The sequence below is a fragment of the Bradyrhizobium sp. GW821-FHT12B03 genome (assembly GCF_058807535.1).
Window position 1 is genome coordinate 15099 of sequence record NZ_JBXAQU010000004.1, and the last position, 25864, is coordinate 40962.

At 63.8% G+C, this 25864-nt stretch carries 23 protein-coding genes and 1 tRNA gene; 16 read left to right on the forward strand and 8 right to left on the reverse strand.

Annotated elements, in window-relative coordinates; all coding sequences use genetic code 11:
- Positions 1-161: 161 nt before the first annotated feature.
- Positions 162-3212, reverse strand: coding sequence for an ATP-binding protein (locus AC1RUR_RS09685; protein WP_492843882.1), 3051 nt, complete (start codon positions 3210-3212; stop codon positions 162-164).
- 294 nt (positions 3213-3506) lie between these two features.
- Here AC1RUR_RS09685 and AC1RUR_RS09690 point away from each other — a divergent pair, with 294 nt between their 5' ends.
- From AC1RUR_RS09690 to AC1RUR_RS09700, 3 genes are all read left to right on the forward strand, one after another.
- A complete protein-coding gene (locus AC1RUR_RS09690; RefSeq protein ID WP_492843213.1) occupies positions 3507-4007 on the forward strand; it encodes a hypothetical protein in 501 nt (166 codons plus the stop codon).
- Between the two features lie 240 nt (positions 4008-4247).
- Positions 4248-4484: a hypothetical protein gene (locus AC1RUR_RS09695; RefSeq protein WP_492843215.1), complete on the forward strand. Its 237-nt coding sequence runs from the start codon at positions 4248-4250 to the stop codon at positions 4482-4484.
- Between the two features lie 63 nt (positions 4485-4547).
- Positions 4548-5285, forward strand: a complete 738-nt coding sequence (locus AC1RUR_RS09700; protein ID WP_492843884.1) for a thermonuclease family protein — start codon at positions 4548-4550, stop codon at positions 5283-5285.
- 369 nt (positions 5286-5654) lie between these two features.
- Here AC1RUR_RS09700 and AC1RUR_RS09705 read toward each other — a convergent pair whose 3' ends face one another.
- Positions 5655-7121 carry an alpha-amylase family glycosyl hydrolase gene (locus AC1RUR_RS09705; protein WP_492843217.1) on the reverse strand — a complete coding sequence of 489 codons (1467 nt, stop codon included), beginning with the start codon at positions 7119-7121 and terminating at the stop codon, positions 5655-5657.
- A 104-nt stretch (positions 7122-7225) separates the two neighbouring features.
- Positions 7226-7978, reverse strand: coding sequence for an SDR family NAD(P)-dependent oxidoreductase (locus AC1RUR_RS09710; RefSeq protein WP_492843219.1), 753 nt, complete (start codon positions 7976-7978; stop codon positions 7226-7228).
- A gap of 94 nt (positions 7979-8072) precedes the next feature.
- Between AC1RUR_RS09710 and AC1RUR_RS09715 the strand changes: the two genes are divergently transcribed.
- A complete protein-coding gene (locus AC1RUR_RS09715; RefSeq protein WP_492843221.1) occupies positions 8073-8384 on the forward strand; it encodes an ArsR/SmtB family transcription factor in 312 nt (103 codons plus the stop codon).
- Positions 8385-8498: 114 nt separating this feature from the next.
- On the opposite strand, the gene AC1RUR_RS09720 is transcribed toward AC1RUR_RS09715, so the two are convergent.
- The 3 genes from AC1RUR_RS09720 to AC1RUR_RS09730 all read right to left on the reverse strand — a co-directional run bounded on the left by AC1RUR_RS09720 (position 8499) and on the right by AC1RUR_RS09730 (position 11033).
- Positions 8499-9644 (reverse strand): aldo/keto reductase, encoded by a 1146-nt coding sequence (locus tag AC1RUR_RS09720; protein WP_492843223.1) that lies wholly within the window; start codon positions 9642-9644, stop codon positions 8499-8501.
- A 65-nt stretch (positions 9645-9709) separates the two neighbouring features.
- A complete protein-coding gene (locus AC1RUR_RS09725) occupies positions 9710-10561 on the reverse strand; it encodes an aldo/keto reductase (RefSeq protein WP_492843225.1) in 852 nt (283 codons plus the stop codon).
- Positions 10562-10956: 395 nt separating this feature from the next.
- Positions 10957-11033, reverse strand: a tRNA-Met gene (locus tag AC1RUR_RS09730).
- Between the two features lie 311 nt (positions 11034-11344).
- On the opposite strand from AC1RUR_RS09730, the gene AC1RUR_RS09735 reads away from it, so the two are divergent.
- Both AC1RUR_RS09735 and AC1RUR_RS09740 read left to right on the forward strand, forming a co-directional pair.
- Entirely contained in the window at positions 11345-12814 is a 1470-nt protein-coding gene (locus tag AC1RUR_RS09735) for a coniferyl aldehyde dehydrogenase (RefSeq protein WP_492843227.1), read from the forward strand.
- Positions 12815-12931: 117 nt separating this feature from the next.
- On the forward strand, positions 12932-14530 hold the full coding sequence (locus AC1RUR_RS09740; RefSeq protein ID WP_492843229.1) for a GMC family oxidoreductase: 1599 nt from the start codon (positions 12932-12934) through the stop codon (positions 14528-14530).
- 42 nt (positions 14531-14572) lie between these two features.
- On the opposite strand, the gene AC1RUR_RS09745 is transcribed toward AC1RUR_RS09740, so the two are convergent.
- The gene (locus AC1RUR_RS09745) at positions 14573-15334 is read right to left on the reverse strand and encodes an SDR family oxidoreductase (protein WP_492843231.1); all 762 of its coding nucleotides are present in this window, start codon (positions 15332-15334) and stop codon (positions 14573-14575) included.
- A gap of 118 nt (positions 15335-15452) precedes the next feature.
- Between AC1RUR_RS09745 and AC1RUR_RS09750 the strand changes: the two genes are divergently transcribed.
- Together AC1RUR_RS09750 and AC1RUR_RS09755 are read left to right on the forward strand one after the other, a co-directional pair.
- Complete coding sequence (locus AC1RUR_RS09750; protein WP_492843233.1) at positions 15453-15965, forward strand: CvpA family protein; 513 nt, start codon at positions 15453-15455, stop codon at positions 15963-15965.
- A 127-nt stretch (positions 15966-16092) separates the two neighbouring features.
- Positions 16093-16875: an SDR family oxidoreductase gene (locus AC1RUR_RS09755; protein WP_492843235.1), complete on the forward strand. Its 783-nt coding sequence runs from the start codon at positions 16093-16095 to the stop codon at positions 16873-16875.
- Positions 16876-17032: 157 nt separating this feature from the next.
- Here the strand turns inward: AC1RUR_RS09755 and AC1RUR_RS09760 are convergent, their stop codons facing one another.
- Positions 17033-17509 carry a DUF3775 domain-containing protein gene (locus tag AC1RUR_RS09760; RefSeq protein WP_492843237.1) on the reverse strand — a complete coding sequence of 159 codons (477 nt, stop codon included), beginning with the start codon at positions 17507-17509 and terminating at the stop codon, positions 17033-17035.
- 135 nt (positions 17510-17644) lie between these two features.
- Here AC1RUR_RS09760 and AC1RUR_RS09765 point away from each other — a divergent pair, with 135 nt between their 5' ends.
- The 8 genes from AC1RUR_RS09765 (at position 17645) to AC1RUR_RS09800 (ending at position 25787) form a co-directional block, all read left to right on the forward strand.
- Complete coding sequence (locus AC1RUR_RS09765; RefSeq protein ID WP_492843239.1) at positions 17645-18493, forward strand: MBL fold metallo-hydrolase; 849 nt, start codon at positions 17645-17647, stop codon at positions 18491-18493.
- Between the two features lie 241 nt (positions 18494-18734).
- Positions 18735-19577 carry a fumarylacetoacetate hydrolase family protein gene (locus AC1RUR_RS09770; RefSeq protein WP_492843241.1) on the forward strand — a complete coding sequence of 281 codons (843 nt, stop codon included), beginning with the start codon at positions 18735-18737 and terminating at the stop codon, positions 19575-19577.
- Between the two features lie 156 nt (positions 19578-19733).
- Complete coding sequence (locus AC1RUR_RS09775) at positions 19734-20345, forward strand: glutathione S-transferase family protein (protein WP_492843243.1); 612 nt, start codon at positions 19734-19736, stop codon at positions 20343-20345.
- Positions 20346-20360: 15 nt separating this feature from the next.
- Positions 20361-21230, forward strand: a complete 870-nt coding sequence (locus tag AC1RUR_RS09780; protein WP_492843245.1) for an MBL fold metallo-hydrolase — start codon at positions 20361-20363, stop codon at positions 21228-21230.
- A gap of 201 nt (positions 21231-21431) precedes the next feature.
- On the forward strand, positions 21432-22580 hold the full coding sequence (locus AC1RUR_RS09785; RefSeq protein WP_492843247.1) for an alpha/beta hydrolase: 1149 nt from the start codon (positions 21432-21434) through the stop codon (positions 22578-22580).
- Between the two features lie 67 nt (positions 22581-22647).
- On the forward strand, positions 22648-23619 hold the full coding sequence (gene mbfA / locus AC1RUR_RS09790; protein ID WP_492843249.1) for an iron exporter MbfA: 972 nt from the start codon (positions 22648-22650) through the stop codon (positions 23617-23619).
- A 307-nt stretch (positions 23620-23926) separates the two neighbouring features.
- Positions 23927-25399 (forward strand): amidase, encoded by a 1473-nt coding sequence (locus AC1RUR_RS09795; protein ID WP_492843251.1) that lies wholly within the window; start codon positions 23927-23929, stop codon positions 25397-25399.
- Between the two features lie 34 nt (positions 25400-25433).
- Positions 25434-25787: a nuclear transport factor 2 family protein gene (locus AC1RUR_RS09800; protein WP_492843253.1), complete on the forward strand. Its 354-nt coding sequence runs from the start codon at positions 25434-25436 to the stop codon at positions 25785-25787.
- Positions 25788-25864 lie beyond the last annotated feature (77 nt).

The window sequence follows — 25864 nt, forward strand, 5'->3', positions numbered from 1 at the left end:
CGCAAAGCGGCGAGCTTCGCACAACAACATCGAAAACAACCCCATGCACAGTAGAGGCAGCGCTCTAAGCCATTGTTTTAGCTAAGAAATAAAAATGACGCGTCGGGCAAGACGCGTGCTGCGACGGTACGATCGCACGACAGGCGGATTGGACGGCCAAGTCAGGTGAGCTCGCCCCGGGCGAGCATCCCGTTCAGCATCGCCTCGGCCTTCTGCTTGAGCGGCAGCGCGCCGCTCTCGGAAGCGATGGCGACGGCCGCGCGCAGGGCGACGATGATCGCGGCCTTGTTCGCCGCATCCTTCGGCGGCGTCACCACGGCTTCGCCGAACAGGGCCTCGGCCTCGAGGCCCGAAAACCCCTGCTGCCGCGCGGTGTTGCGCGCCTCACGCAGCATGTTCTGCGCGGCCTGGACGTCGCCGAGCCGGGAGGTGGCCAGCGCCAGGTAGATCGAGCTGCGCAGCACCGCCGAGGTATAGCCGACCGCCTTCGCCTCCTCGCGCGCTTCGCCGAGCATGCCGCGCGCCCGGTCGAACAGGCCCTGCTCGAGATAGGCGATGCCGAGATGGCACGCGAGCACCGGCACGAACAGGCGGATGCCGTGCTTCTGCGCCAGCACGAAGCCTTCCTCGAGAATGGCGGCAGCGGCCGCCGGCTCGTTGCGGCCGAGCTTCAGCCAGCCCCCGCTATAGGCGGCGGCGACGCGGTCGTAGGGACGGCCGGTCTCCTCCGCGATCGCGGCGGCTTGTTGCTGGAGCTGCTCGGCGGCATCGAGCTCACCCATGACGGCGTTGTTGATGCTGTTCATCATGCAGCAGAGCAGTAACGCATATTTCGGGGTCGAACCGAAAGGAGCACTGGCCTCCGGCCCCGTCAGTTGGGCACAGCTCCGCGCAAAAAACCGATCGGCGTCACGATAGCGTCCGGCAAGAAAATACACCTGGCCGAGACCGTATTGCGCAGCATTGAGCCACCCCGGATTGCCCCACTCCTGCGCAAGGCGCACCACCTCCTCACCGGCGGTGACCGCTTCGATTGGTGTCCCATAAAAGTTCTGTGCAGCTGCCATGACGGTCATGGCAGCGACCTTCCGCCCGATGTCGTTGATCGCATCGGCGCGCCGCGCGGCCTCCTTGCCGAGGTTCAACCATTCGGCGAGCTGGCCCGACGCGATGAACGCCGCACGCGCCTCGATGCGAACATCCACGGCACTCGCTTCCCTCGAGGGATTTTCCGGCGTCATATCCAACGATCGCATCGCGGTCTCGAAATAGTCGGCCGCGTCGGTAAATGCCGACCGCGCCAGACATCTTCTCGCCGAAGCCCTGCCGTAGTTGAACGACTTGTCCCAATCCTTCGCCCGCGTGGCGTGATAGCATAGCTTGTCGGGATCGTCGGCGCCGCCTTCGCTGCTTTCAAGGGTCGAAAGAACGCGCGCATGGATGTCTTCGCGCACCTTTTCGACCATCGAGTCGTAGGTGACCTGCCGGACCATCTCGTGTCGGAACTCCAGCGAATTTTCCAATTCGCTATCGATCCTGACCAGCAACTCGGCGCGATCAAGTGCTGCGAGGCAACCTTGTAGAACCTCGTCAGGCAGGGCTGCAATCTTCCCCAGCATGGCTTCGTTCGATCTCGAGCCCAGCGTGGCGGCGATCTGCAGGACAGATCGTTCTTGCTTCGACACCCGATCGAGACGCGCTGCAATAACGCCCTGGATGCTGGTCGGAATGCCGAGTTCGTCAATTGGGCGCACGAGCGCAAGATCGCCCCATTGGCCGCGCAGGGTGCCGCTATCCTTCAATCCGCGGCAAACCTCTTCGATGAACAGAGGAACGTTGGCGGTGTGAGAAATGATCCGGCTCTTCAGATCGGCGTTCGTTTCGGAGGAGCCAAGCATGTCTGCCAGCATGGCCAATCCCGAATCGTCGTCGAGGGGCCGCATCGCGACGATCTCTGCGTGGCAGCGCGCAATCCAGACCGGCATACCATTGGGTCGCGAGGTAAAGAGCACGAGAAGACCGGCCGCCTGTAGCGAGGCAATGGCGGCTACGACGACATCGCTGGCCCGGTCAATCCAATGCAGATCTTCGAGCAGAACCACCGTTCGCTGGCGATTGGCCAGGCGTCCGACGATCGCACAGCTCGCATCGGAGATCGCTCGTCCCCGTGCATGAGGCTCCAGCTCGTCCCAGTGCGGATTCGATATCGGCAGATCGAGCACAGCATCGAGCGCGGTTTGCTGGATCGCCGACAGATCTTTCCGAAGATCCGCCCAATTGCCGGGGTCCTTTGCTGCCACATCCATTGCCGACAGCAAGATCCGCTTGAGCGTGCTGAAAGGCGCACCCTGGAGGTTCGGGCTGGACTCGGCGTCGATCAACCGCCAGCCATCGGCCTTCAGTTCCTGGGCAAACTCATGCGCGAGCCGCGATTTGCCAATACCCGCATCGCCAAGCAGCAGAACCGTCTGCCGGCTTGCCCGGGCGTTTCCGGCGGTGCGCTCCAGCAAGGCCCGCTCGGCGGTGCGATCGACGAAGCGAGAGACGCTGCGCGCCCGCCGCACCCGCCAACTCGACAGGTCGCTCGCGCCTACGATCCGGTAGACCGGCACGGGCTGGTTAAAGCCGCGCAGGGACTTGCCGCCCAGCGATTCGAACCGGACATGTCCTTCGGCGAGCTTTTGACAGGCTTCCGAGGCGTAGATCTGGTTCGCCTCGGCCGAGGCCTCCAGCCGCGCAGCCAGATGCTGGGCGGCACCACCGATCTCGTAGACCTTGGAGAACTCGCTGGCGACCATGTAGGCGACGACATGGCCCGAATGGAGACCGACCCGCACCTGAAGTCCGGGGTCACCCAGACCTACAACGCGCCTGACAAGCTCGATCGCCGCGTGACAGGCCATGGGTGCATGGTTGTCGTCCGCAATCGGGGCTCCAAACACCGCCGCAAGCCCATCGCCCAGCTCCTTGCTGACGATGCCGCCAAACTGCCGAACTGCTCCCCTCATGGCCGCCAAGGCCGGCTCCAGGCGCGAGACCGCCTCCTCCGGATCAAGCTCTGCAACGAGCCCGGTGGAATCGATGACATCGGCCCGGAGAATTGTGACGAACCGTCGTTCGCTGTCGGGATCGGAGCGGCGCACGCCGGCACCGCAATTGGGGCATCGGCTGTCGCCTGGGTCGATTGTCGACTGACACGCCGTGCAAAGCATTCCCGTGCTCTCAAGACCTTGCAGCGGCATGGTCGGCTGGCCACTGCGAACGATGCCGATAAGATCGCTTATGGAAACCTGGTTAGCAACGGGGCATGCGATTCATCCTGGGCAAAGCAGCCCCCTAGACGGTTGCTGATCTGGACGTTTCACAGTCCCAGGTGGTAGTTTGCCAAGAGTTGCGCGAGAAAGTGGTTACGAACGATGGGTCGCCAGGCTCTTGTTCTCGCCGTCAAGTTTTGCGGAGCTGCATATTTCCCGGGGAAGCCAGGCACTGATTGAGGGGCAAAATACATGGGCATGCTAGTCTATAATGGTAAGCCGTTTAAAGACCTGATGAACAGCAATTACTATCCGCTGGCGAACATGAAAAAGAGCGTGGCCAAGCTCAAGGCCTCGGAAGACATCGACCTCGCGACTTTGGAATACGGCCAATACCACCTGATCCTGAACCCGCCGTCGACATGGCCGCAAGGCAGCGCCAAGTTCTGGCACAAGGAGAAGGGCCGAGCTCGCGTCGACCTCAGTACCCAACCTAACACCGTCCCCCTGTCCAGGGACGAGCCCGGCGTCATCCCGCTGACGCGATGCGATCTGCTCGATGCATGCGTCCGGAAATGTTTCAATTCCGAACCGCCGATCCCGATGAAGACCAACATCATCACCCACGCACCAAGCGATGCCTACGCCCACCGGCACGAGATCCGGCTGGAATGGGAATACAAGAAGGGCTCGGACAAACCGACGCTGCTCTATCTGACGATGGTCTGCCCGCATAGGCCTTCCAAATCCTGATCTCGGGTCGGACCTGACGGGTCGACGGAGGGAGGTCCGATGTCAACGCCGCCTCGCCCAGCCGCGAATGCGTTGCTCGACGGACCGATCATTCCCCGCCCGCTCCGCTCGAAGGCCGCGTTGCACTGTCTCGCGGCCGCACCCCGTCATGGGCCTGTCGCACGAAAATGATCCGCTCCCGTCGTGTGCGCGAGCCGCCTGCTTGAGGCGATCGACGCGCTCGTTTGACAGGAGCGGCCGATGCCGGTTGGACTGCTGGAGGTCGAAGGCACCATCGAGGTCAAGCAGTTCTGGCCGGAAGGGCGGTCGGATGCCGACACCACCAAGGTCGTGGTAACAGTCGCGCCCGATGCGATCCGCTTTCGCAAGAACGACGCCTCGCCGTTCCAGCCGACCCACGTCTTCGACAACGCCAAGGTCAAGGGCCGGACCAACACGGCGCCGATCAAGAACGGCAAGCTGACCGTTCGCCTTTAGGGCATCGACGCGCCGGAGCTGCACTACCAGCCATCGCCGCTCTCGCCCGCCGAGAAGAAGGGCCTGAGCGACACCAAGCGGCAGGCCTACCACGAGGTCACGCATCCCTACCGGCAGTTTCTCGGCGCGACGGCGAGCAAGGCGCTACATGATTTTCTCAGCGGCGCCGGCGGACCGACGCTGGCCTGCCGGGTGTTCACCCATGTCGATGCGCCGAACGAGGTGTTCGACACCTATGGCAGGCTGGTCGGCGACATCGAGGTGACGGTCGGCGGCCAGACGGTCGACATCAACCACTGGCTGGTCGAGCAGGGCTTTGCCTATCCGACCTTCTATTCCTCGATGAACGACGACGAGATCAAGGCCTTCCTCGCACTCGCCAAGGCCGCGCGGACGAAGAAGCTGCCGGTCTGGAAGCACCTCGCCAGGACCGTTCCCGCCTTCGACTTCGGTCTGCGCGAGCCCAAGACGAACGAGACCGGCGTGCTCGCGACCGACAAGGGCCCGGTGATCCTGCCAAAACTCTACCGCCGCTACACCAACTGGTCGGCGCGCAAGAAGGCCAAGGTGACCAGCCAGACCTTCCAGACGTATTTGGCCGAAGGCTCCGGCGGCAAGCCCGACACCTGTTACGAGATCGACGACTTCCTGACCAACGGCGTGCACTCGGCGACGCCGCGGAATCTTGCCGAGTTCGTCGCGGGCGGCAAGACGATCAAGTTTCAGCCGGAGGGACTAGTGTTCGGCGAGGCGCCGTCGATGCTGGTCGGAGCGGACGGGAAACCGATTGCGGGGTTTTGAGGGGCCGCGCCAGGCTTGATCAGAAGCGAAAATGGCCCGTGCGATGCGTGCCGCTTCGTCGGGTTGTCCCTGATCGCCAAAGCGCGATGTGATTTGGTTGAATCGATGCCAACCGAGAGCTCCGATCACCTCTCCCGTAGGGAGAGGCATAGGCCGCCCTTGGCGGCCGTTCCTAAGAACGCCAAAGCGAAGCTTCGGCTACGTCGCATCGAAGATGCGGTCCGGGTGAGGGGTTTTGGCCTCACTGGGTGCCGCGGCCCCTCACCCGGATTGCACCGGACGATGCTTCGCATCGCCGGGAGCAATCCGACCTCTCCCCGTCGGGGAGAGGTGACCCCGGACGTCGATCGAACCTGATCCCGTCGCGCTCTAGCCCAGAATCGCCCACCCGTGGGGCGGCAATGTGATTTCGGTGCTCTCTCCCTTTCGACACGCAGCAACGCCGCCGAGGATGTCGGCCGGACCGTCGATTGCGCGCAGGACGGGCGCGTCGGCCAGATTCAACGCGACCCACACCCTGTTGTCCTCATGAGAGGATTCGAATGTCAGCGCGGTATTGCTGAGTTCGACGATGCGGCTGCGGGCCTGGCGCAGCCAGGGACGGCGTTGCCGCAAGCCGATCAGCTCCTGATGGAGCCGGTAGATCGGCCAGCCGAACGGCGCAAGCTCCAACGGCGTCGCGGGAAATGCGGGACGGATCGCATCGTCACCCCCAGCGCGGTGCTCCTTGATCCCCCGAAAGGCCTGCTCGTCGCCGGCATAGATCGATGGCGTGCCGCCAATGGTCATCAGGACGACCAGCGCGTGGGCCAGATGCCGTTCATCGCGAAGCTGGCTCGCGAGGCGCGTGACATCGTGATTTCCGACAAAGGTCTGCGGCACGAAACTGTCGAGCATGACGTCGTGCCGGCCGAGTGCCCAGGCGAGCTCGAAGAGATTGCGGTCGTTGAGTGAACTCCAGATCGCCTTCCACAACTCGTATTGCGTCACCGCATCGACGCCGGTCTCGCGAACAAAGCCGGCATAATCGCCGTGGATCACCTCACCGAAAATGTAGGCGCCCGGATGCCGGGTGCGAACCGCCGGGAGGACATTCTTCCAGAACGGTCTTGGAACCGCATAGGCAGCATCGAGCCGCCAGCCATGCGCACCGCGGTCGAGCCAATGGGTCATCACGCGCGTCACATAGTCAACCACGGCAGGCTCGTCATGGTTGAGGACGACAAGCTGACGATGACCTTCGAACATCGCGTAGTCGGGCTCTTGCCGCGAAGCGGTACCCGCCGGCCATGTCAGATGAAACCACGACGGCTCCGCTGAATTCGGACCGCCCGCGATCGCACGCTGGAAAGCCGGAAAATCACGGCCGACATGGTTGAACACGCCGTCGAGCACGACACGCAGGCGACGGCGACGCGCGGCTTCGATGAAGGCGTCGAAATCAGCGTCGTCGCCCAGACGCTGATCGACCGCAAAATGATCGACAGTGTCGTAGCCGTGGGTCGACGAGGCAAAGATCGGCCCGAGCATGATACCGGACACGCCGAGGTCCGCGGCATAATCGAGCCACGCGGTCAGCCGGCTGAGGCGATGGGTGACACCACTGCACGCCGCGGCCTCAGGTTCGGCGCCGACAAAGCCAAGCGGGTAGACGTGCCACCAGATTGCCGCACTTGATTCAGTCACGTCGTTCAAGCCGATCACCGTCTCTTGCGAACCACACGACAATCGCGCCCGCCGCCAGCAGGACGTCAATGAAAATATGGCGGATCGATGGGGAATGATCGCGTGAGACTCGTGGCTGCCTTTCCCCAAAGACAAGAATGGCCCGCTCAATGCGGGCCATTTCGTATCGGAACCGGCGAAGTCCGAGGGGTAACCACCGACAATGCCGGGACGACGACCTTCAGCACCGTCGGCCCGCCGGAGTACGCGCCTCGTCAGCGCAGGCCGCCAGTGACGTGGAGCGTCTCACCCGTGACGTAGGACGCATCGTCCGACGCGAAGAAGGCCACTGCGGCGGCGATCTCCTCGACCTTGCCGATGCGGCCGAGCGGGGTGGTGGATTCGATCCAGTTGCGCATGTCGCCTTCGTGCAGGCCGGCGGACACCACACCCTCGGTGGCGATCATGCCGGGATTGACGGCGTTGACGCGGATCTTGCGCGGCGCCAGCTCCTTCGACAGCACGGAGGAGATCGCATCCACCGATGCCTTCGTCGCGGTGTAGACGGCCGTGTTGGCCGGCGCGATGGTCGATACGCCGGAGGAGATGTTGATGATGCTGCCGCCCTTGGCGTTGAAGTGCCGAACCGCTTCCCCCGAGATCAGGAGCAGGCCGAGCACGTTGAGGTCGAAATGCCTGTGGAAATGCTCGGGCGTGATGTCCTCGAGCGGCGCGAAATCGTAGACGCCCGCGTTGTTGACGAGGATGTCGATCGGACCGAACGCCTTGACGGTCTCCGCGACCACGCTCTTCACGTTCTTGGGATCGGCCAGATTGCCGTGAGCGGAGACGGCCTTGCCGCCCTTGGCGACGATGGCGGCGACGACGCGGTCGGCGGCCTCCTTGCTGCTGCTGTAGTTGACGGCGACCGCCGCCCCCTCGGCCGCGAGCCGGATGGCAATCTCGGCACCGATGCCTTTGGATGCGCCGGTCACGAGCGCTACTTTTCCTTCGAGTCTTTTCGTCATCGCCTATCTCCAGGAACCGGCAGGGCGCCGATATTCAATAGTTCAATACTAATGAACTATTGAAACAGTTCAAGAGACGGGCTATATTTTGGGCATGGTGCAGTTCGTTCACCCGCCGCGGAACGAGATCACGCTGGCCGGAGTGCTTGGAGCGCTCGCGGATCCCATGCGGCTGCGCATCGTCAAGAGCCTCGCCGCGCAGAACGATTGCATGTCCTGCACCGAGGCCGCGCCCTGCCCCGAGATGGCGAAGTCGACCCTGTCGAACCATTTCCGGATCCTGCGGGAGGCCGGCCTGATCCGGACGTCGAAGCAAGGTGTGCAGCACCGTAACGTGCTGCGCGAGGAGGACATCAATGCGCGGTTTCCGAAACTGTTGAAAATGATCCTGAGCTTTCCCGACTGAGAGCGTTCGCTCCCGAGCGGATTTGCGGGATGTGCAAGGTCGCGGTGATGTTTCCATCCGGAGTGGTCGTCCAACAAGAATGGCCCGCGCAAGGCGGGCCACATGCGATGACATTCAGGTTTTTGGAGGAGCCTCAACGTCAGAGAAGGCCTGAACAGCGGGCGGAAGACGCGCCCCGCCTATCTCGATTGACGAGACAGCTTTGCTCAATTCTGCGAGATCGCTCGACGTCAGCTGAACGGCGGTCGCTCCGATATTCTCAAGCATATGCGGCATCTGCGTTGTGCCTGGAATGGGAACGATCCACGGCTTCTGAGCCAGCAACCAAGCCAAGGCGATCTGAGAAGGCCTTGCCTGCTTGCGTTCGGCCCAACTGTTGATCAGCGCGACGAGTTTCAGGTTGTTGGGAAGATTTTCGGGCGAGAACCTGGTCTCAATCTTACGAATGTCACCGTCGGCAAACCGTGTCCTGGCATCGATAGCACCCGTCAAGAAACCTACACCCAGTGGGCTCCATGGGACAAACCCGATGCCCAATTCCTCGCACACAGGAAGCACGGCTTTCTCCGGCCCGCGCCAGAGCATTGAGTATTCGCTCTGCACCGCAGTAACGGGCAGCGTTGCATGCGCGCGCCTCAGCGTATTCAGACCCATCTCAGACAGGCCCCAATGCCGCACCTTACCCGCCGCAATCAGGTCTTTGACCGCACCAGCCACCTCCTCAATCGGCACCTGCGGATCAACGCGGTGCTGATACAGCAAATCGATCCGGTCCGTGCGCAGCCGCTTCAGCATACCTTCGACGGCGAGCTTGATGTGTTCAGGACGGCTATTGAGACCCAGCCGCCGCTCGCCCGTTTCGAGATCGATATCCCAGCCGAACTTCGAGGTCATGACGACCTTGTCACGAAACGGAGCTACTCCTTCGCCAAGGATTCGCTCCACCTCATGCGGCCCATAGGCCTCGGCCGCATCAAAAAACGTCACGCCGCGATCAAACGCAGCATGGATGATGTTCAACATTTCTGCGCGCGAGGGAATGGTCGTCTGGTAGGTTCGGCTCATGTTCTGGACGCCGAGGCCGACGCTGGAAACCTCGAGTGACCCGAGCTTCCGACGTCCGATTGCCCTGACCTCTGGGGCCCCTGCCTGCGCTGATGCCCGCTGGTCAAATCCACCAAGCAGCGGAGTGGCGGCAAGGCCACCCGCAGCTCCCAGGAAAGCCCGCCGCGCGATCCCCAATATACGATCTGTCGCCATATCTCGCTGTCCCCTTTATCGGTTGATGCGGTGGAGACGGGATGGCATCCAAGCTGCCTCCATGGTCATAGGCCCAGCTTGCGATTGCCGAGCCATTTGACCATTTCAGGATCTCGATGGTCGAAGAAGCTGCTGGCTTTCCGATCCAGCGTGGCAATCTGCGCCATCTCCCCATCCCCCAGCTCGAAATCAAAGATGGCGATATTTTCGGCCATTCGTTCCTTGCGGACCGACTTGGGAATGGCAATCACGCCGCGCTGGGTGAGCCAGCGCAAAATGACCTGGGCGATGCTCTTGCCATGCTTCCTGGCAATGCCCGCAAGGATTTCATTCTTGAAGATATCGTTCTTGCCCTCGGAAAACGGCCCCCAGGATTCGATTTGCACGTTGAGTTCCTGGAGGATCTTCTGGGCGTCGGCCTGCTGATGGAAGGGATGGGTCTCGATCTGGTTCACGGCCGGCGTGATCTTGTTGTGAATGACGAAATCCGTAATCCGGTCGGGATAGAAATTGCTGACGCCGATCGCGCGGATCTTGCCGGCAGCATACAGCTCTTCCATCGCACGCCAGGCGCCGTAGACATCGCCGTAAGGCTGATGGATGAGATAGAGGTCGAGATAGTCGAGCTGCAGCTTGTTGAGCGACCGCTCGAATGCCTTCTTGGCGCCTTCATAGCTGGCGTCTTCCAACCACAATTTGGTCGTGACGAACAACTCCTTGCGGTCGATACCATGCTCGCGCATTGCTTTGCCCACGGCCTGTTCGTTTCCGTAAGAGGCGGCGGTATCAAGCAAACGATACCCTGTGTCTATCGCGTCCCGTACGCTGCGCTCGCATTCGGCGAGGTCTGTAACCTGGAATACCCCAAAGCCCAGAACGGGCATTTCGACACCATTGTTGAGAACGATGTTTTTCACGTCCTGATCCTTCTCGTTGATTGATGTTTGTCTCAGGGTCACGTTCCAGCCTGCTATCAAGCCGTATGGCGACAGCGATGAGGACGATGACCTCCCGGGCGGCCAGGGGGCGCTCAGCCAATCCTGCAGGCGACGTGCATGATGGACCCCGTGGTTGCTCCGCATAATACGGCACGGAGGATCAAGCGATTAGACGCTAAAATCGGCATGTACTTATTCGTTTGACTCATGAAAAGCCGGTGTCGACCTCCGTGAGATCGCCAGCTCTCATGGAGAGCTCTCGAGCGCGGCAGTTCACCGAGGCTGGGCCAAGGCTGACGTGTCGCTGGCCGCAAAACAAAAATGGCCCGCATCAAGCGGGCCATTTTCGTATCGGAACCGGTGAAGTCCGAATTTGGTTGCGGGGATAGGATTTGAACCTATGACCTTCAGGTTATGAGCCTGACGAGCTACCGGGCTGCTCCACCCCGCGTTAAACCGTTGCTTGGCCTTCGCCAGAAGGCCGGGGACGGGGGATGAGGGCCGGCGCTGTTCGCGTGGCTTTTCTCTTCCGTCCCAAAGACTTCCTTGGAAGGCAACCCCGGGGCAAAGCCCGTCGGGTGCGGGGGGTATGTACCAACCCGGGCTGCCTTTGGAAAGGGCTGTGGGGACGTTTTTTTCGACTTTATGACAGGCAGATGGACCGGATTCCGGCCTATTCGCCGCGCTCTTGCCAGAAGTTCCGCAAAGGACCAGCTTGCGGCAACAAAACACGGGCGAAACGCCGCTTTGGGGAGGAACGCCATGGACCGGATCAGGGACCAGATCTTCGAGCGATCTTTGGACCGATCCTTGGCGAGCGCCCCGCGTGACGCCCTTGAAGGAGCCTTCCATGCCATGGTCGCGCGGTCGCGGGCGGAGCCCGCGGCTGATCTCGCCGAACGGCTCGACCGACTGGCGCGGCTTCGCGCCGTGATCGCCGACAATGAGGAGCGCTTCCGGCGGGCGATCTCGGCCGATTTCGGCCACCGCTCGGCGGTCGAGACCACCATCGCCGAGGCCATGATGGTCTATGGCGAGATCCGGCACGCGACAAAGCACCTGAAGGGCTGGATGGCGCCACAGCGCATCGCCACCGCGCTGCAATTCCTGCCCGCGCGCAACCGGCTGATCCCGCAGCCGCTCGGCGTCGTCGGCATCATCGCGCCCTGGAATTATCCGCTCCAGCTCACGCTGGCGCCCGCGATCGGCGCGCTCGCCGCCGGCAACCGCGTCATCATCAAGCCGAGCGAGCTCGTCCCCCACTTCGCAGGCCTGCTGAAGGAGACGGTCGCCGAAAGGTTCGATGTCACGGAAGTGCTCGTGACCGGCATCGAGGACGAAGTGGCAAAAGCCTTTGCGTCGCTGCCGTTCGATCATCTGGTGTTCACGGGCTCGACCCGGGTCGGCCGGCTGGTCGCAGAGGCGGCGGGACGCAATCTCACGCCTGTCACGCTCGAGCTCGGCGGCAAGTCGCCCGCAATCATCGACGCCTCGGCCGATCTCGACGAGGCGGCCGAGCGCATCGCCTATGGCAAGCTGCTCAACGCCGGGCAGACCTGCATCGCGCCGGATTACGTGCTGGTGCCGGAGCGCGCGTTGCAGGCCTTCGCCGAGAAGGTGCGCGCGCAGATGCGGCGCATGTTCGGAACCGATCCCGCCAACAAGGACTACACCTCCGTCATTTCCGACCGGCACTATGCGCGGCTCGAAGGTCTCGTCGCGGATGCCGCGAGCCGCGGCGCAAGGATCCTGCAACCGGCAAAGGCCGACGATCCCAACTGGAAGGCGCACCGCAAATTCCCGCCGACGCTGATCCTCAGCGCGACCGAAGACATGGCGGCGATGCAGGAGGAGATCTTCGGGCCGGTGCTGCCGCTGCTGGGCTATCGCGAATTGTCCGACGCGATCGCCTTCGTCAACCGCCGCGACCGGCCGCTCGCGCTGTACTGGTTCGGCAGGGACCGCGTTGCGCGCGACGACGTGCTGGCGCGCACCATCTCCGGCGGCGTCACCGTCAACGACTGCCTGTTCCACTTCGCGCAAATCAACCAGCCGATGGGCGGCGTCGGCGCCTCCGGCACCGGCGCCTATCACGGCGAATGGGGTTTCAGGACATTCAGCAAGCTGAAGCCGGTGTTCTACCGCTCCAGGTTCAACCGCCTCGCCGACCTCTATCCGCCCTATGGCGGCAAGATCGCGCGGCTGGAGAAGTTGATGCGGTTCATGTCGTAGGTCTCAACACCCGTCGTTGCGAGCGAGCCGAAACAATCCGGAATCCCTTCGCGGAGGCAGCCTGGATCGCGTCGCGTCGCGCGCAATGACGAAAGGAAAATGCAGGGGGAAACAACATTGACTGACACATTCGATTTCGTCGTCGTGGGCGCGGGCTCGGGCGGCTGCACCGTTGCGGGGCGGCTGTCGGAGGATGCGGCGACATCCGTGGCGCTGCTCGATGCGGGCGGACGGAACGACACTTGGCGGATCACCACGCCATTCGGGCTCGCTTTGCCATACCGCACGGCCAACTGGGCGTTCGATACCGTGCCGCAGAAGGGATTGAACGGCCGCATCGGCTATCAACCGCGCGGCAAGGGCCTCGGCGGCTCCTCGGCGATCAACGCGATGGTCTATATCCGCGGCCATCGCGCCGACTACGACCACTGGGCCGCGCTCGGCAATTCCGGCTGGTCGTATGCGGATGTGCTGCCCTATTTCAAGGCTTCCGAGAACAACGCCGATTTCGACGGCGAATTTCACGGCAAGGGCGGCCCGCTGCATGTCAACAAGCTGCGCTCGGACAATCCGATCCATGACGTCTTCCATCAGGCTGCGCGCGAGGCGCAGTTCCGCATCCGCGAGGACTTCAATGAAGAGGACCATGAAGGGCTCGGCAGCTACCAGGTGACGCAGCGCAATGGCGAGCGCTGGAGCGCGGCGCGCGCCTATGTGGATCCCCATTTGGGCAAGCGCGCGAATCTGCGCGTCGAGACGCAGGCGCATGCCACGCGCATCCTGTTCGAAGGCAGGCGCGCAGTGGGCGTCGAATACCGGCAGGGCAAGGAGCTGAAACAGCTCCGCGCCCGCCGCGAGGTGATCCTCGCCTCCGGCGCCTTCCAGTCGCCGCAACTGCTGATGCTGTCGGGCGTCGGCGACGGCGATGCGCTTGCCGCGCACGGCATCGGCGTCGTGCATCATCTGCCGGGCGTCGGGCGCAATCTGCAGGACCATCCGGATTTCGTGTTCGTCTACGCCTCCGACTATCCGCACTTCGTTCACGCCTCACTCGGCCGGCTGCCATCCCTGCTGCGCGCGATCCAGCGGTACCGCCGCGAGCGCCGCGGCCTGATGACCACCAATTTCGCCGAGTGCGGCGGCTTCCTGAAAACCCGCCCCGATCTCGACGTGCCGGACATTCAGCTCCACTTCGTCATCGCGATGCTCGACGACCACGGCCGCAAGAAGCACAAGGAGGCGGGCTTCTCATGCCATGTCTGCCTGCTCAGACCGAAGAGCCGCGGCAGCGTGTGGCTGAAAAGCGCCGATCCGCTCGCAGCTCCCATGATCGATCCGAACTTTCTGGGCGAGGCGGAGGATCTCGAGGCGATGGTCGCGGGCTTCAAGACCACGCGACGCCTGATGGAGACGCCGGCGCTGCGCGCGTTGCAGAAAAAGGACATGTTCACGTCCGATGTGAGAACGGACGACGACATCCGCGCCATCCTGCGGGGTCGCGTCGACACCGTCTATCACCCCGTCGGCACCTGCAAGATGGGCGCGGACGCGATGGCGGTGGTCGACCCGAAGCTGAAGGTGCACGACGTCGAGGGCTTGCGCGTCGTCGACGCCTCGATCATGCCGACGCTGATCGGCGGCAACACCAATGCGCCGACCATCATGATCGGTGAGAAGGCGGCGGATATGATCCGCGGGGAGATGGGGGCGAGCTAAATCGACCGGTCGTCCCGGCGAAGGCCGGGACGACCGCCTTGCTCAATTCAACAAGAATCCGCCATCCACGGTCACCACGCTTCCCGTCATGTAGCGCGAGGCCTGCGAGGCCAGCAGCAGGATTGCGCCGTCGAGATCGGACTCGGCGCCGACGCGGCGCTGGGGGATGCGTTTGGCCAATCGCTCACCGGCCGGCGTCGACCAGAAGGCGTGGTTCATCTCGGTGTCGATATAGCCGGGCGCCAGCGCGTTGATGCGGATGTTCTGCCCCGCGAGTTCCAGCGCCATCGCTTTCGTCGCCTGGATGATGCCGGCCTTGGAGATCGCGTAGGGCGAGACCGCCTTCAAGACGCCGGTGCCGAGGACGGAAGCGATGTTGACGATGTTGCCGTCCTGCTTGCGCGCGATCATGCGCCGCGCAATTTCGGTCGCGAGAAAATAGGCGCCCTTGAGATTAGCGCCGATCACGGCGTCCCAATCGGCCTCAGTCTGCTCGGTCGCAAGCTTCTCGATGGCGATGCCGGCATTGTTGATCAGCACCGTCACGGGACCGAGCGCGGCTTCCGCCGCATCGACGGCCTTCGCGATCGATGCGGTGTCGGTGACGTCGAGCGCGACGGCGGCGGCGCGGCCGCCATTGTCGCGAATCTCCTGTTCCAGATTCTTCAACTTGTCCGTTTGCCGCGCCGCAAGCGCGACGGCCGCGCCATGGGCGGCCAGCACCCGGGCGAACTGCCGTCCCAGTCCCTGGCTCGCGCCGGTGACGAGAATGGTTTCTTTACTGACGTCGAATAGGCCTGACATGACGATTTCCTTGGGCGCGACGCTTGAGCTTTTGGGGCCATCAATACAGACGATTTTAGCGATCTGAAACCGGAATGATCGGTCCGGCGTTCATTCGTTCCATGACAGGCTCGCACGCATGAACAGTTTCGATCTCGCGGTCTATGCGGCACTCGCAATCGCGGTCGGCTTCGGATTCCGGACCGGCCTGCTGCGCAGCGCCATGACCATCCTCGCCTACCTGCTCGCCGCCCCCATCGCGGTCGCGCTGATGCCGCTGATTGCGCCGCAGCTCGCCGCAAATCCGAATTCGCCGCTGCTCCAGAACTGGATCTGGTTCTTCGGCATCTTCGTGGTGGTCGGCATGCTGTTCGGGCACATCGGCAACATCGCGCTGAACGACGCCATCGGCGAGGCCGGCATCGGCGACCGGCTCGGCGGCGCCGCGCTCGGCGCCGTCAGGGTCGGCCTCGTCGCCACCACTTTGGTGCTGGTGTTCGACCAGATCGTACCGGCGAACCGCCAGCCGCCTTTCCTGGCCGGCTCGCATCTGCGGCCGCTGTTCTCGGCGGCGGGGCAGATGGGCTTCAAGTCGCTGCCGCCGGAGGCCGCCTCCGCCATCGACCGCCTCAAGCAGGAGCGCCACATCTGATCAGGCGCATTTGCATCGCCGCGCGGATGCGCATGCATTTTGGTGCGAGCCCCTCTCTTACCAGCGGCGTCACTCTTGGCTAGAGTGCCGCCCATCCAAAACCTGCCTGACATTACGGAGTGAAACAGTGGATCTTGGGATCAAAGGTCGCCGCGCCATCGTCTGCGCATCCAGCAAGGGATTAGGGCGTGCCTGCGCCATCTCGCTGGCAGAAGCCGGCGTCGACGTCACGCTGACCGCACGCGGCGCCGAGGCCTTGAAGAAAACGGCGGACGAGATTCGAAAGGCCTATCCCGGCGTGAAGGTCACCGAGATCGTCGGCGACATCACGACGCCGGCCGGCCGCGAGGCCGTGCTGAAGGCCTGCCCGGAGCCGGATATCCTGATCAACAATGCCGGCGGCCCGCCGCCCGGCGATTTCCGCAACTGGACCCGCGACGACTGGATCAAGGCGATCGACGCCAACATGCTCACCCCGATCGAGCTGATCAAGTCGACGGTGGACGGCATGATGGCGCGCAAGTTCGGCCGCATCGTCAACATCACCTCGGCCGCGGTGAAGGCGCCGATCGACATCCTCGGCCTCTCCAACGGCGCGCGCGCCGGCCTCACCGGCTTCATCGCCGGCCTGTCGCGCAAGACCGTGATCAACAACGTCACCATCAACGGCCTGTTGCCGGGCCCGTTCGAGACGGATCGCCTGACCAGCACCGCGAAAGGCGAAGCCGACAAGCGCGGCACGACGCCGGAACAGGTTTTGGCCGAGCGCGCCAAGCTCAACCCGGCCGGCCGCTTCGGCCAGCCCGACGAGTTCGGTTATGCCTGCGCGTTCCTGTGCGGCGCCAAGGCCGGCTTCATCACCGGGCAGAACATCCTGCTCGACGGCGGCGCCTTCCCCGGCACGCTGTAACGCCCTTGCCGGAGCGCTCCCTCGCCCCGTTCTTACGAGGAGAGGGTTGGGGTGAGGGGCTCTCTCCGCAAGCACGGTGAGAGTTGGATTCGCGGAGACTCCCCTCACCCGGCGCTTCGCGCCGATCTCTCCCCGCAAGCGGGGCGAGGTAAGATCCTCACCGCTGCCTGGTCGGCTCGTCCTCGTCCCGTTCGCTGGGACCGGAGGAATCGGCGGTGAGCTGCTCGTCGGTCCAGTCGATGCCGAGTTCGTCGAGACCGTCGGCCAACAGATCGCCCAGCATCGGCTCGCCCAGCAGATATTGCACGGCTTCGCGCCGGGGCGCCTTGTATTCGGCGCGGGCCTCGGCGGCGCGGGCGCGCAGATCGTCCCACTCGTCGATGGAGCCGTCGCCGCGGCCAAGCCACATCAGCGTCACGAGGTCGAGCTGCTCGTCCTCGTTCAGCGCCCCGATGAAGCCGATCAACTCGCTTGCGACCGGATCGGACGCCGTGTCCTCCAGAACGTCGATCTCGTCGTCGTCGGAGGGGTTCGAGCCCGAGTCCGGATCGGATGCGGCTTCCTTGACGTCGAATTCGCGGGCCTTCTCAATGATGAAGGCGACCTTCTCGGCGGAAATTGCAAGCTCTGGCATCGTCTTTCCCTCCGGCTCGTCCGAGGCTTTTCCTGGGTTCCAGCGATAACGCGGCGCGCCACCAGATGATCCATTGCGCTTCCCGGCGGAAACCCGCATGTTTCGGCGCAAAGCAAGAACATGGGGACACGCCGGATGTCGTGGAAGGTGGGCAAGGTCACGATCACGAAACTCGTCGAGATGGAGACAGTCGGCTCGACCCGCTTCATCCTGCCGGCCGCGACCAATGATGAAATCCGGAAGCTGCCCTGGCTGATCCCGCATTTCGCCACCGACGAGGGCCGCCTGAAAATGTCGATCCACTCGCTGGTGGTCGAGACGCCGACGCGCCGCATCGTGGTCGACACCGGCCTCGGCAACGACAAGCAGGGCCGTGGCGTCCCGATCTGGAATAACCGCAGTACGCCGTTTCTGGAGACCATGACGGCGGCGGGCTTCGCCCCTGACAGCATCGACACCGTGCTGTGCACGCATCTTCATGTCGACCATGTCGGCTGGAATACGAAACTGGTCGACGGCAAATGGGTGCCGACATTTCCCAGGGCGCGCTATCTGTTCGGCAAGACCGAATACGAGTATTGGCGCGATGATACGGCCGAAGCGGACAAGGTCGCGGTGTTCAACGATTCCGTGAAGCCGGTCGTCGATGCCGGTCAGGTCGAGCTGATCCCAGGCGACCACCGGCTCTGCGAGGAGATCAGCGCGATCCCGACCCACGGCCACAGCCCCGGGCATATCAGCGTCCTGATCCAGTCCGGCGGCGAACAAGCGCTGCTCACCGGCGACGTTGCTCATCACCCCTGCCAGATGGCGCATCTCGACTGGTGCTCGGTCGTCGATACCGATCCCGCCCAATCGGCGGCAACCCGGCACAAGGTGTTCTCGCGCTTTGCCGACACTCCGACGCTGGTGATCGGCGGGCATTACTCGGCCGGGCACATCAAGCGGGACGGCGACGCGTTCAGGTTTGTGGCGCTGACCTAGGTCTCGTGCCCCGGACGCTGCGCAGCACGAAGTGATGCGCTGCAGAGCCGGGGCCCATGCTGCGCCAAACGGGGTCCCGGCTCTGCGGAGCAGCGTTGCACGCTGCACCGCGTCCGGGACACGGAGTCACCTCCCGAATCCGGAAGCCTGCAATGCGCCTCACTTTGAGCGGTTGAATTTCCCGCCGCCCTGTTCCATGAAGCTGTTCAACCGATCGGTCCATCCCAAGGGAGAAACGAGAATGAAGCTTGTTCGTTATGGCGAAAAGGGTGCGGAAAAGCCCGGCCTGATCGACAAATCCGGCCAGTTGCGCGACCTGTCGGCGCATGTGAAGGACCTGACCGGCGAGGCCTATTCGCCGGAAAGCCTGAAGAAGCTGGCCGCGCTCGACCCCGCCTCGCTCCCCGCCGTCTCCGGCAAGCCGCGCTTCGGCGCGCCGGTCACCGGCATCTCGAAATTCGTCGCCATCGGCCTCAATTACAGCGACCACGCCAAGGAAACCGGCGCCGCGATCCCGACCGAGCCGATCATCTTCATGAAGGCCAACACCTCGCTGTCCGGCCCGAACGATGCTGTCGAGAAGCCGCGCGGCTCGACCAAGCTCGACTGGGAGGTCGAGATCGCCGCGATCATTGGCACCCGCGCCAAGTACGTCTCGGAGGCCGATGCGCTCAACCACGTCGCCGGCTATTGCGTCTGCAACGACGTCTCCGAGCGCAACTTCCAGACCGAGCGCCTGGGACAGTGGACCAAGGGCAAGTCGCACGACACGTTCGGCCCGGTCGGCCCCTGGCTCGCCACCAAGGACGAGATCAAGGACGTGCAGAACCTGGCGATGTGGCTCGACGTCAACGGCCAGCGTCGCCAGACCGGCTCGACCAAGACCATGATCTTCTCCATGGCCAAGTGCATCTCCTATGTCTCGCAGTTCATGACGCTGCTGCCGGGCGACATCATCACCACGGGCACCCCGCCCGGCGTCGGCCTCGGTATGAAGCCGCCGACCTTCCTCAATGTCGGCGACGTCGTGACGCTCGGCATCGAGGGCCTTGGCGAGCAGCGCCAGGAGATTATTGCGGCGTAGGACGCGCGCATTACACTCCATCGTCATGCCCGGGCTTGTCCCGGGCATCCACGTCTCACAGTCTCACCACGCCGCGACGCGTGGATGGCCGGGTCAAGCCCGGCCATGACGGAGGAGACACCGTTCGCATCAGATCGATTGCAGGGAATAGGCCCCATGAAACTCTCCTTCTCCGCCGCCTCGCCCTTCGCCCGCAAGGTGCGCATCGCCGCGATCGAGCTTGGGCTGATCGACAAGATCGAGTTCACGCCGGCAACCGTCGCCCCCGGGCAGGCCAATGAGGACTATTCGCGCATCACGCCGCTGAAGAAGCTGCCGGTGTTGATCACCAACGACGGCGACGTCATCCTCGATTCCTACGTCATCGTCGAATATCTCAACGAGATGGCCGGCGGCAGCCTGATCCCCGATTACGGCCCGCGGCGCTGGAAGGCCAAGACCAATCACTCGCTGATCAACGGCATGCTCGATTCCATGCTGCTGTGCCGCTACGAAAGAATGGTGCGGCCGCAGGGCCTGCAATGGCAGGCGTGGTCGGACGACCACTGGAACCGGGCCTGGACCGGCATGGCGCGCTTCGAGAACATGCCCGATGTCCTGAACGGTCCGTTCGACATTTCGCAGATCGGCCTTGTCTGTGTGCTCGGCTATGCCGATTTCCGCTTCGCCGATTGCGGCTGGCGCAAGGCCTATCCGAAGCTCGACGCTTTCCATCAGAAGATGCTGGAGCGGCCTTCCGTGAAGATCTCGGTACCACCGGCGGCGTAACGCGCGGGAGTTCTCATGAGCCTCAAGTTCTCGGTCGGCGATCTCACCATCCATCGAATCATCGAGCAGGAAACCTCGTTCGTGCCGGCGCTGGAAATGCTGCCCGGACTTACGGCCGAGTTGCTGGCCGAGAACCGGGCATGGATGCGGCAGGCCAAGGCGCTCGACGACGACGATGTGCTGCTGCTGTGCTTCCAGTCCTATGTGGTGAAGACGCCGCACCACACCATCCTGATCGACAGCTGCATCGGCAACGACAAGCCGCGGCCGCAGCGGCCGAAATGGAACATGAAGACCGACGACACTTACTTGCGTGGGCTCGCAAGCGCCGGCTTCTCCGTCGACGACATCGACTTCGTGATGTGCACGCATCTGCATGTCGATCACGTCGGCTGGAACACGCGACTGGAAAACGGCCGCTGGGTGCCGACCTTCCCCAAGGCGCACTATTTGTTCGCCAAGCAGGAATTCGACCACTGGTCGGCTCAGAACGCGAAGACGGAGATCCCGCCTTTCGTGGACAGCGTGCTGCCGGTGGTCGAGGCCAAGCGCCACGAGCTCGTCGGCAACGACCACCAGATCGGCGATCACGTCCGCATCCTGCCGACGCCCGGCCACACGCCGGGCCATATCGCCGTGACGATGGGCCGCGGCAAGGACGATGCCGTATTCTCGGGCGATCTCATGCACTCGCCGTTGCAGACACTCTATCCGGAACTGTCGATCAAGTTCGACGTCGATCAGGCCAAGGCGGCAACCACGCGCCGCAGTTTCCTGGAGCGTTATTGCGACACCGACACGCTGTGCTGCACAGCGCATTTCCCCTCGCCGTCGGTCGGAAGGATCAGGCGCAAGGGCAACGGATTCGTCTGCGCGGCGGTTTGATGTAAGGCGGCTGCACCGCGAACTCCCATCTTCCCCTGGAGGGGGAGGATCGGTTCGCATGCAGCGCAGCGGAATGCGAACCGAGGTGGGGTGATGGTCTCTCCACAACGGACGCTGCCCGTGTTGAGAGATCACCCCACCCCGCTCGCGCTTCGCGCGATCGACCCTCCCCCTCCAGGGGAGGGTAAGGAGGAAGCACCGATGACCGCGCTCCCCGACGTCCCGCTGCCTGCCGGCATCCGCTCGCGCTATGTCGACGGCATCAACGGCTTGCGCATGCATGTGCTGGAGGCCGGCTTCGAAACCAAGGGCCGGCCCTGCATCCTGCTGCTGCACGGCTTTCCCGAGCTCGCCTTCTCCTGGCGCAAGGTGATGCCGGCGCTGGCTGCGGCCGGCTATCACGTCATCGCACCGGACCAGCGCGGCTATGGCCGCACCACGGGATGGACCGCCGACTATGACGGCGATCTCGCGCCGTTCTCGCTCCTCAACCTGGTGCGCGACGCGCTTGGACTGGTCTCGGCCTTCGGCTACAGGCAGGTCGATCTCGCCGGGCACGATTTCGGCAGCCCGGTCGCGGCGTGGTGCGCGCTGATCCGGCCCGATGTGTTTCGCTCGGTGACGCTGATGAGCGCGCCGTTCGGCGGAGCGCCGCCGCTGCCGTTTGGCACGGTCGATGCGGCGGCGAAGCCACCCGTGGAAGACCCCGTGCATCGCGAACTCGCCGCGCTGCCGCGCCCGCGCAAACACTATCAATGGTATTACGCGACGCGCACCGCGAACGCCGACATGCAGCACGCGCCGCAGGGCATGCATGATTTCCTGCGCGCCTATTATCACCACAAGAGTGCGGACTGGACAGACAACAAGCCTTATCCGCTGAAGTCGTGGTCGGCGAATGAGCTCGCAAAGCTGCCGACCTACTACGTGATGGACGCCGGCGAGACCATGGCTGAGACGGTGGCAAAAGAGATGCCGTCGCCCGCCGCGATTGCAGCCAACCAATGGCTGCCGGACAGCGACCTCGCCTGTTACAGCGCCGAATATGGCCGCACCGGATTCCAGGGGGGCCTGCAATGGTACCGCTACGGCACATCGGGCCTCCTCAATAGCGAGATGCAACTGTTCTCCGGACGCCGCATCGACGTGCCCTCCTGCTTCATCTCCGGCAAGCAGGATTGGGGCACATATCAGCGCCCCGGCGCGTTCGAGGCGATGCAGAAGAGCGCATGCACCAGGATGCTCGGCTGCCATCTCGTCGACGGCGCAGGCCATTGGGTGCAGCAGGAGCAGCCGGCGGAGGTCAGCCGCCTGCTGCTCGACTTCCTGGCGAAGGCCCGCGCCGGCTGATTTGACCCGGGAACCACGGCGGTCTATACAGTTTAGAATTATTCTAAACTACTGAGACAGGGCCGTCGTGAAGAATTTTGCCGATCTGACCGAGCGCGAGGTGCTTGCGGTCGCGATCTCCTCCGAGGAGGAGGACAGCCGCATCTACATGACCTTCGCCGAGGATCTGCGGGAGCGATATCCGGACTCCGCCAAGATCTTCGAGCAGATGGCCGAGGAAGAGCGCGGGCATCGTCACATGCTGCTGGAAACATACGAGCAGCGCTTCGGTCCGCACCTGCCCCCCATCCGCCGCGAGGACGTCAAGGGCTTCCTGCGTCGCCGCCCGGTCTGGCTCACCAAGAACCTGTCGCTCGACACCATCCGCAGGGAGGTCGAGACCATGGAAATGCAGGCCGAGCGCTTTTACGTCAAGGCCGCCGAACAGGCGCAGGATGTCGGCGTGCGCCGGTTGCTCGGCGATCTCGCCGAAGCCGAGAAAGGCCACGAAGAGATGGCCGCCAAGCTGTCGGGCCAGATCCTCAGCCCGGATGTGCGCGCGGAGGAAGATCGCACCAACCGCCGCATGTTCGTGCTGCAATATGTGCAGCCGGGCCTTGCCGGCCTGATGGACGGATCGGTCTCGACGCTGGCGCCGCTGTTTGCCGCTGCGTTTGCCACCCACCAGAACTGGCAGACATTTCTTGTCGGCCTCGCCGCCTCGATCGGCGCCGGCATCAGCATGGGATTTGCCGAGGCGCTGTCCGACGACGGCTCGCTCACGGGGCGCGGCTCGCCCTGGCTGCGCGGTCTCACCTGCGGGGCGATGACGACGCTCGGCGGGCTCGGCCATACCATGCCCTATCTGGTGCCGGACAACTGGGCCAATGCGTTCTGGATCGCGACCGCGATCGCCGGCATCGTCGTGTTCTTCGAATTGTGGGCGATCGCCTTCATCCGCGCGCGCTACATGGACACGCCGTTCCTCCAGGCCGTGTTCCAGATCGTGCTCGGCGGCGCCATCGTGCTGGCGGTGGGGATCTTGATCGGGGCGGCGTAGCCTCGCCCTCCATACCACTGCCGTCGTCCCGGCCTAGTGCGCAATTGCGCACGGGGGGCCGGGGACCCATAGCCGCAAGACGTAGTTTGGCGAAGACTCGGAGTTACCGGCTCGACCCATAACCACTCCCTGTGGTTATGGGTCCCGGCCTTCGCCGGGACGACGACGGAATGTGTGGCGCAGCTATAGCGCCCCTTCGCCCCCTTCTCGCTCGGACCTACCCGCACATCAATCGCGATCAAACGGCGGTTGCAGGGTTCGGCCAAACTGCGCATCATCGTTCGACAACAAGAACAGGAGGCGCGTCGTGGCCAAATCGGAATGGAGCTTCAAGAGCGCGACCGAGCTGTCGGCCGCATTGAGCGCGAAGAAGGTCTCCGCGATCGAACTCACACGGGACGCGATCGGCCGCATCGAACGGCATGACGGCAAGATCAACGCGGTTTGCGTGCGCGATTTCGATCGCGCACTCGTTGCGGCGCGCGAGGCAGACGCCGCACTGGCCCGCGGCGAGCGCAAGCCGCTGCTCGGCCTGCCTCTGACGATCAAGGAATCCTTCAACATCGCCGGCCTGCCGACGACCTGGGGCTTCGTCCCTCAGAAGGATTTCAAGCCTGTCGAAGACGCGCTGGCGGTGGCGCGCATCAAGCGGGCCGGCGGCGTGATCCTCGGCAAGACCAACGTACCCGTAGGCCTCGGCGACTGGCAGAGCTACAACGACATCTACGGCACCACGAACAACCCCTATGATCTCGGCCGCACGCCGGGTGGATCGTCGGGGGGATCTTCGGCAGCCCTCGCCGCAGGCTATTGCGCGCTCGCCACCGGCTCGGACATCGGCGGCTCCCTGCGTGTGCCGGCATTTCATTGCGGCATCTTCGCTCACAAGCCGACCCTCAATCTCTGCGCGGCGCGCGGCGAGACTCCGCCGCCGTTTCCGGCCATTCCGCGCGAAGGCGACCTCGCCGTCATCGGTCCGATGGCGCGCACGGCGGCGGATCTTTCCTTGCTGCTCGACGTCATGGCCGGACCGGATCCGCTCGATGCCGGCGTCGCCTACAAGCTCGATTTGCCAGTTGCGCGGCATCAGTCGCTGCGGGATTTCCGCGTGCTGCTGATCGAGAGCCATCCGCTGCTGCCAACCGACCGGGACGTCCGCGGCGCGATCGACAAGCTCGCCACCGACCTCACGAAGGCCGGCGTGACGGTCGCGCGCGAGAGCGCGCTGCTTCCGGACTTCGCGCAGACGTCGCGGCTCTACATGCGCATGCTGCTGAGCTTCCTCGGTGCGTTCTTCCCGCCCGACGAGCTGGCGGATTCGCAGGCACGTGCGAGTCAACTGTCGGCGGAGGACCGGAGCCTCGGGGCGGAGCGACTGCGCGGCATTGCTGCAAGTCACCGTAGCTGGATCCTCGACGCCGGCGCCCGCGCCGGCCTGCGTGCGCAATGGCGCGCGCTATTCGAGAGTTTCGATGCGGTGATCTGCCCGATCATGCCGACGCCGGCCTTTCCGCATGATCATTCGCCGGAGCAGCGCCTGCGAGGCATCAGCATCGACGGCACGGACTACCCCTATTCCGACCAGCTCGCCTGGCCGGGCATTGCGACGCTTCCGGGCCTGCCGGCAACGGCCGTTCCGCTCGGTCTGTCGAAGGACGGCCTGCCGGTCGGCGTCCAGATCGTCGGCCCCTTCCTCGAGGACCGCACGCCGCTCAAGCTGGCCGAGCTGATCGAGCGCGAGTTCGGCGGCTTCACACCGCCGCCATTGTTCGATGATTAGTCCTGTCGTCAACGACCACAGGGAAGAGAACGTCATGAGCCAGGACATGGAAGAGCTCACCGCACTCAACCGCGACTACGTCGCCTCCGTTCAGAACTGCGACGTCAAGCGGTTCGACCAGATCCTGGCGCCGGAATTCTATTGCTCCAATCCCGACAAGACGCTGGTCGACCGCGCCGCCTTCCTCGAGCAGACCGCACGGCCGATCGCGATCCGGAACCTCAGGGAGCACGACGTCATCATCCGCATCATGGGCGACTTCGCCATCATCCATGCCGCGACCAGCTACACCACGGGAGACGGCCAGCCAGCGACCGGGCGGTACACCGATTGCTGGACCAAGAAGAACGGGAAGTGGCTCGCGGTCTCGGCGCACGTGTCGCGGTGAGGTAGGTAAGCAACCTCACGCTCCACTGTCATGCCCCGGCTTGACCGGGGCATCCAGTATGCCGCGGCCTTTCGATT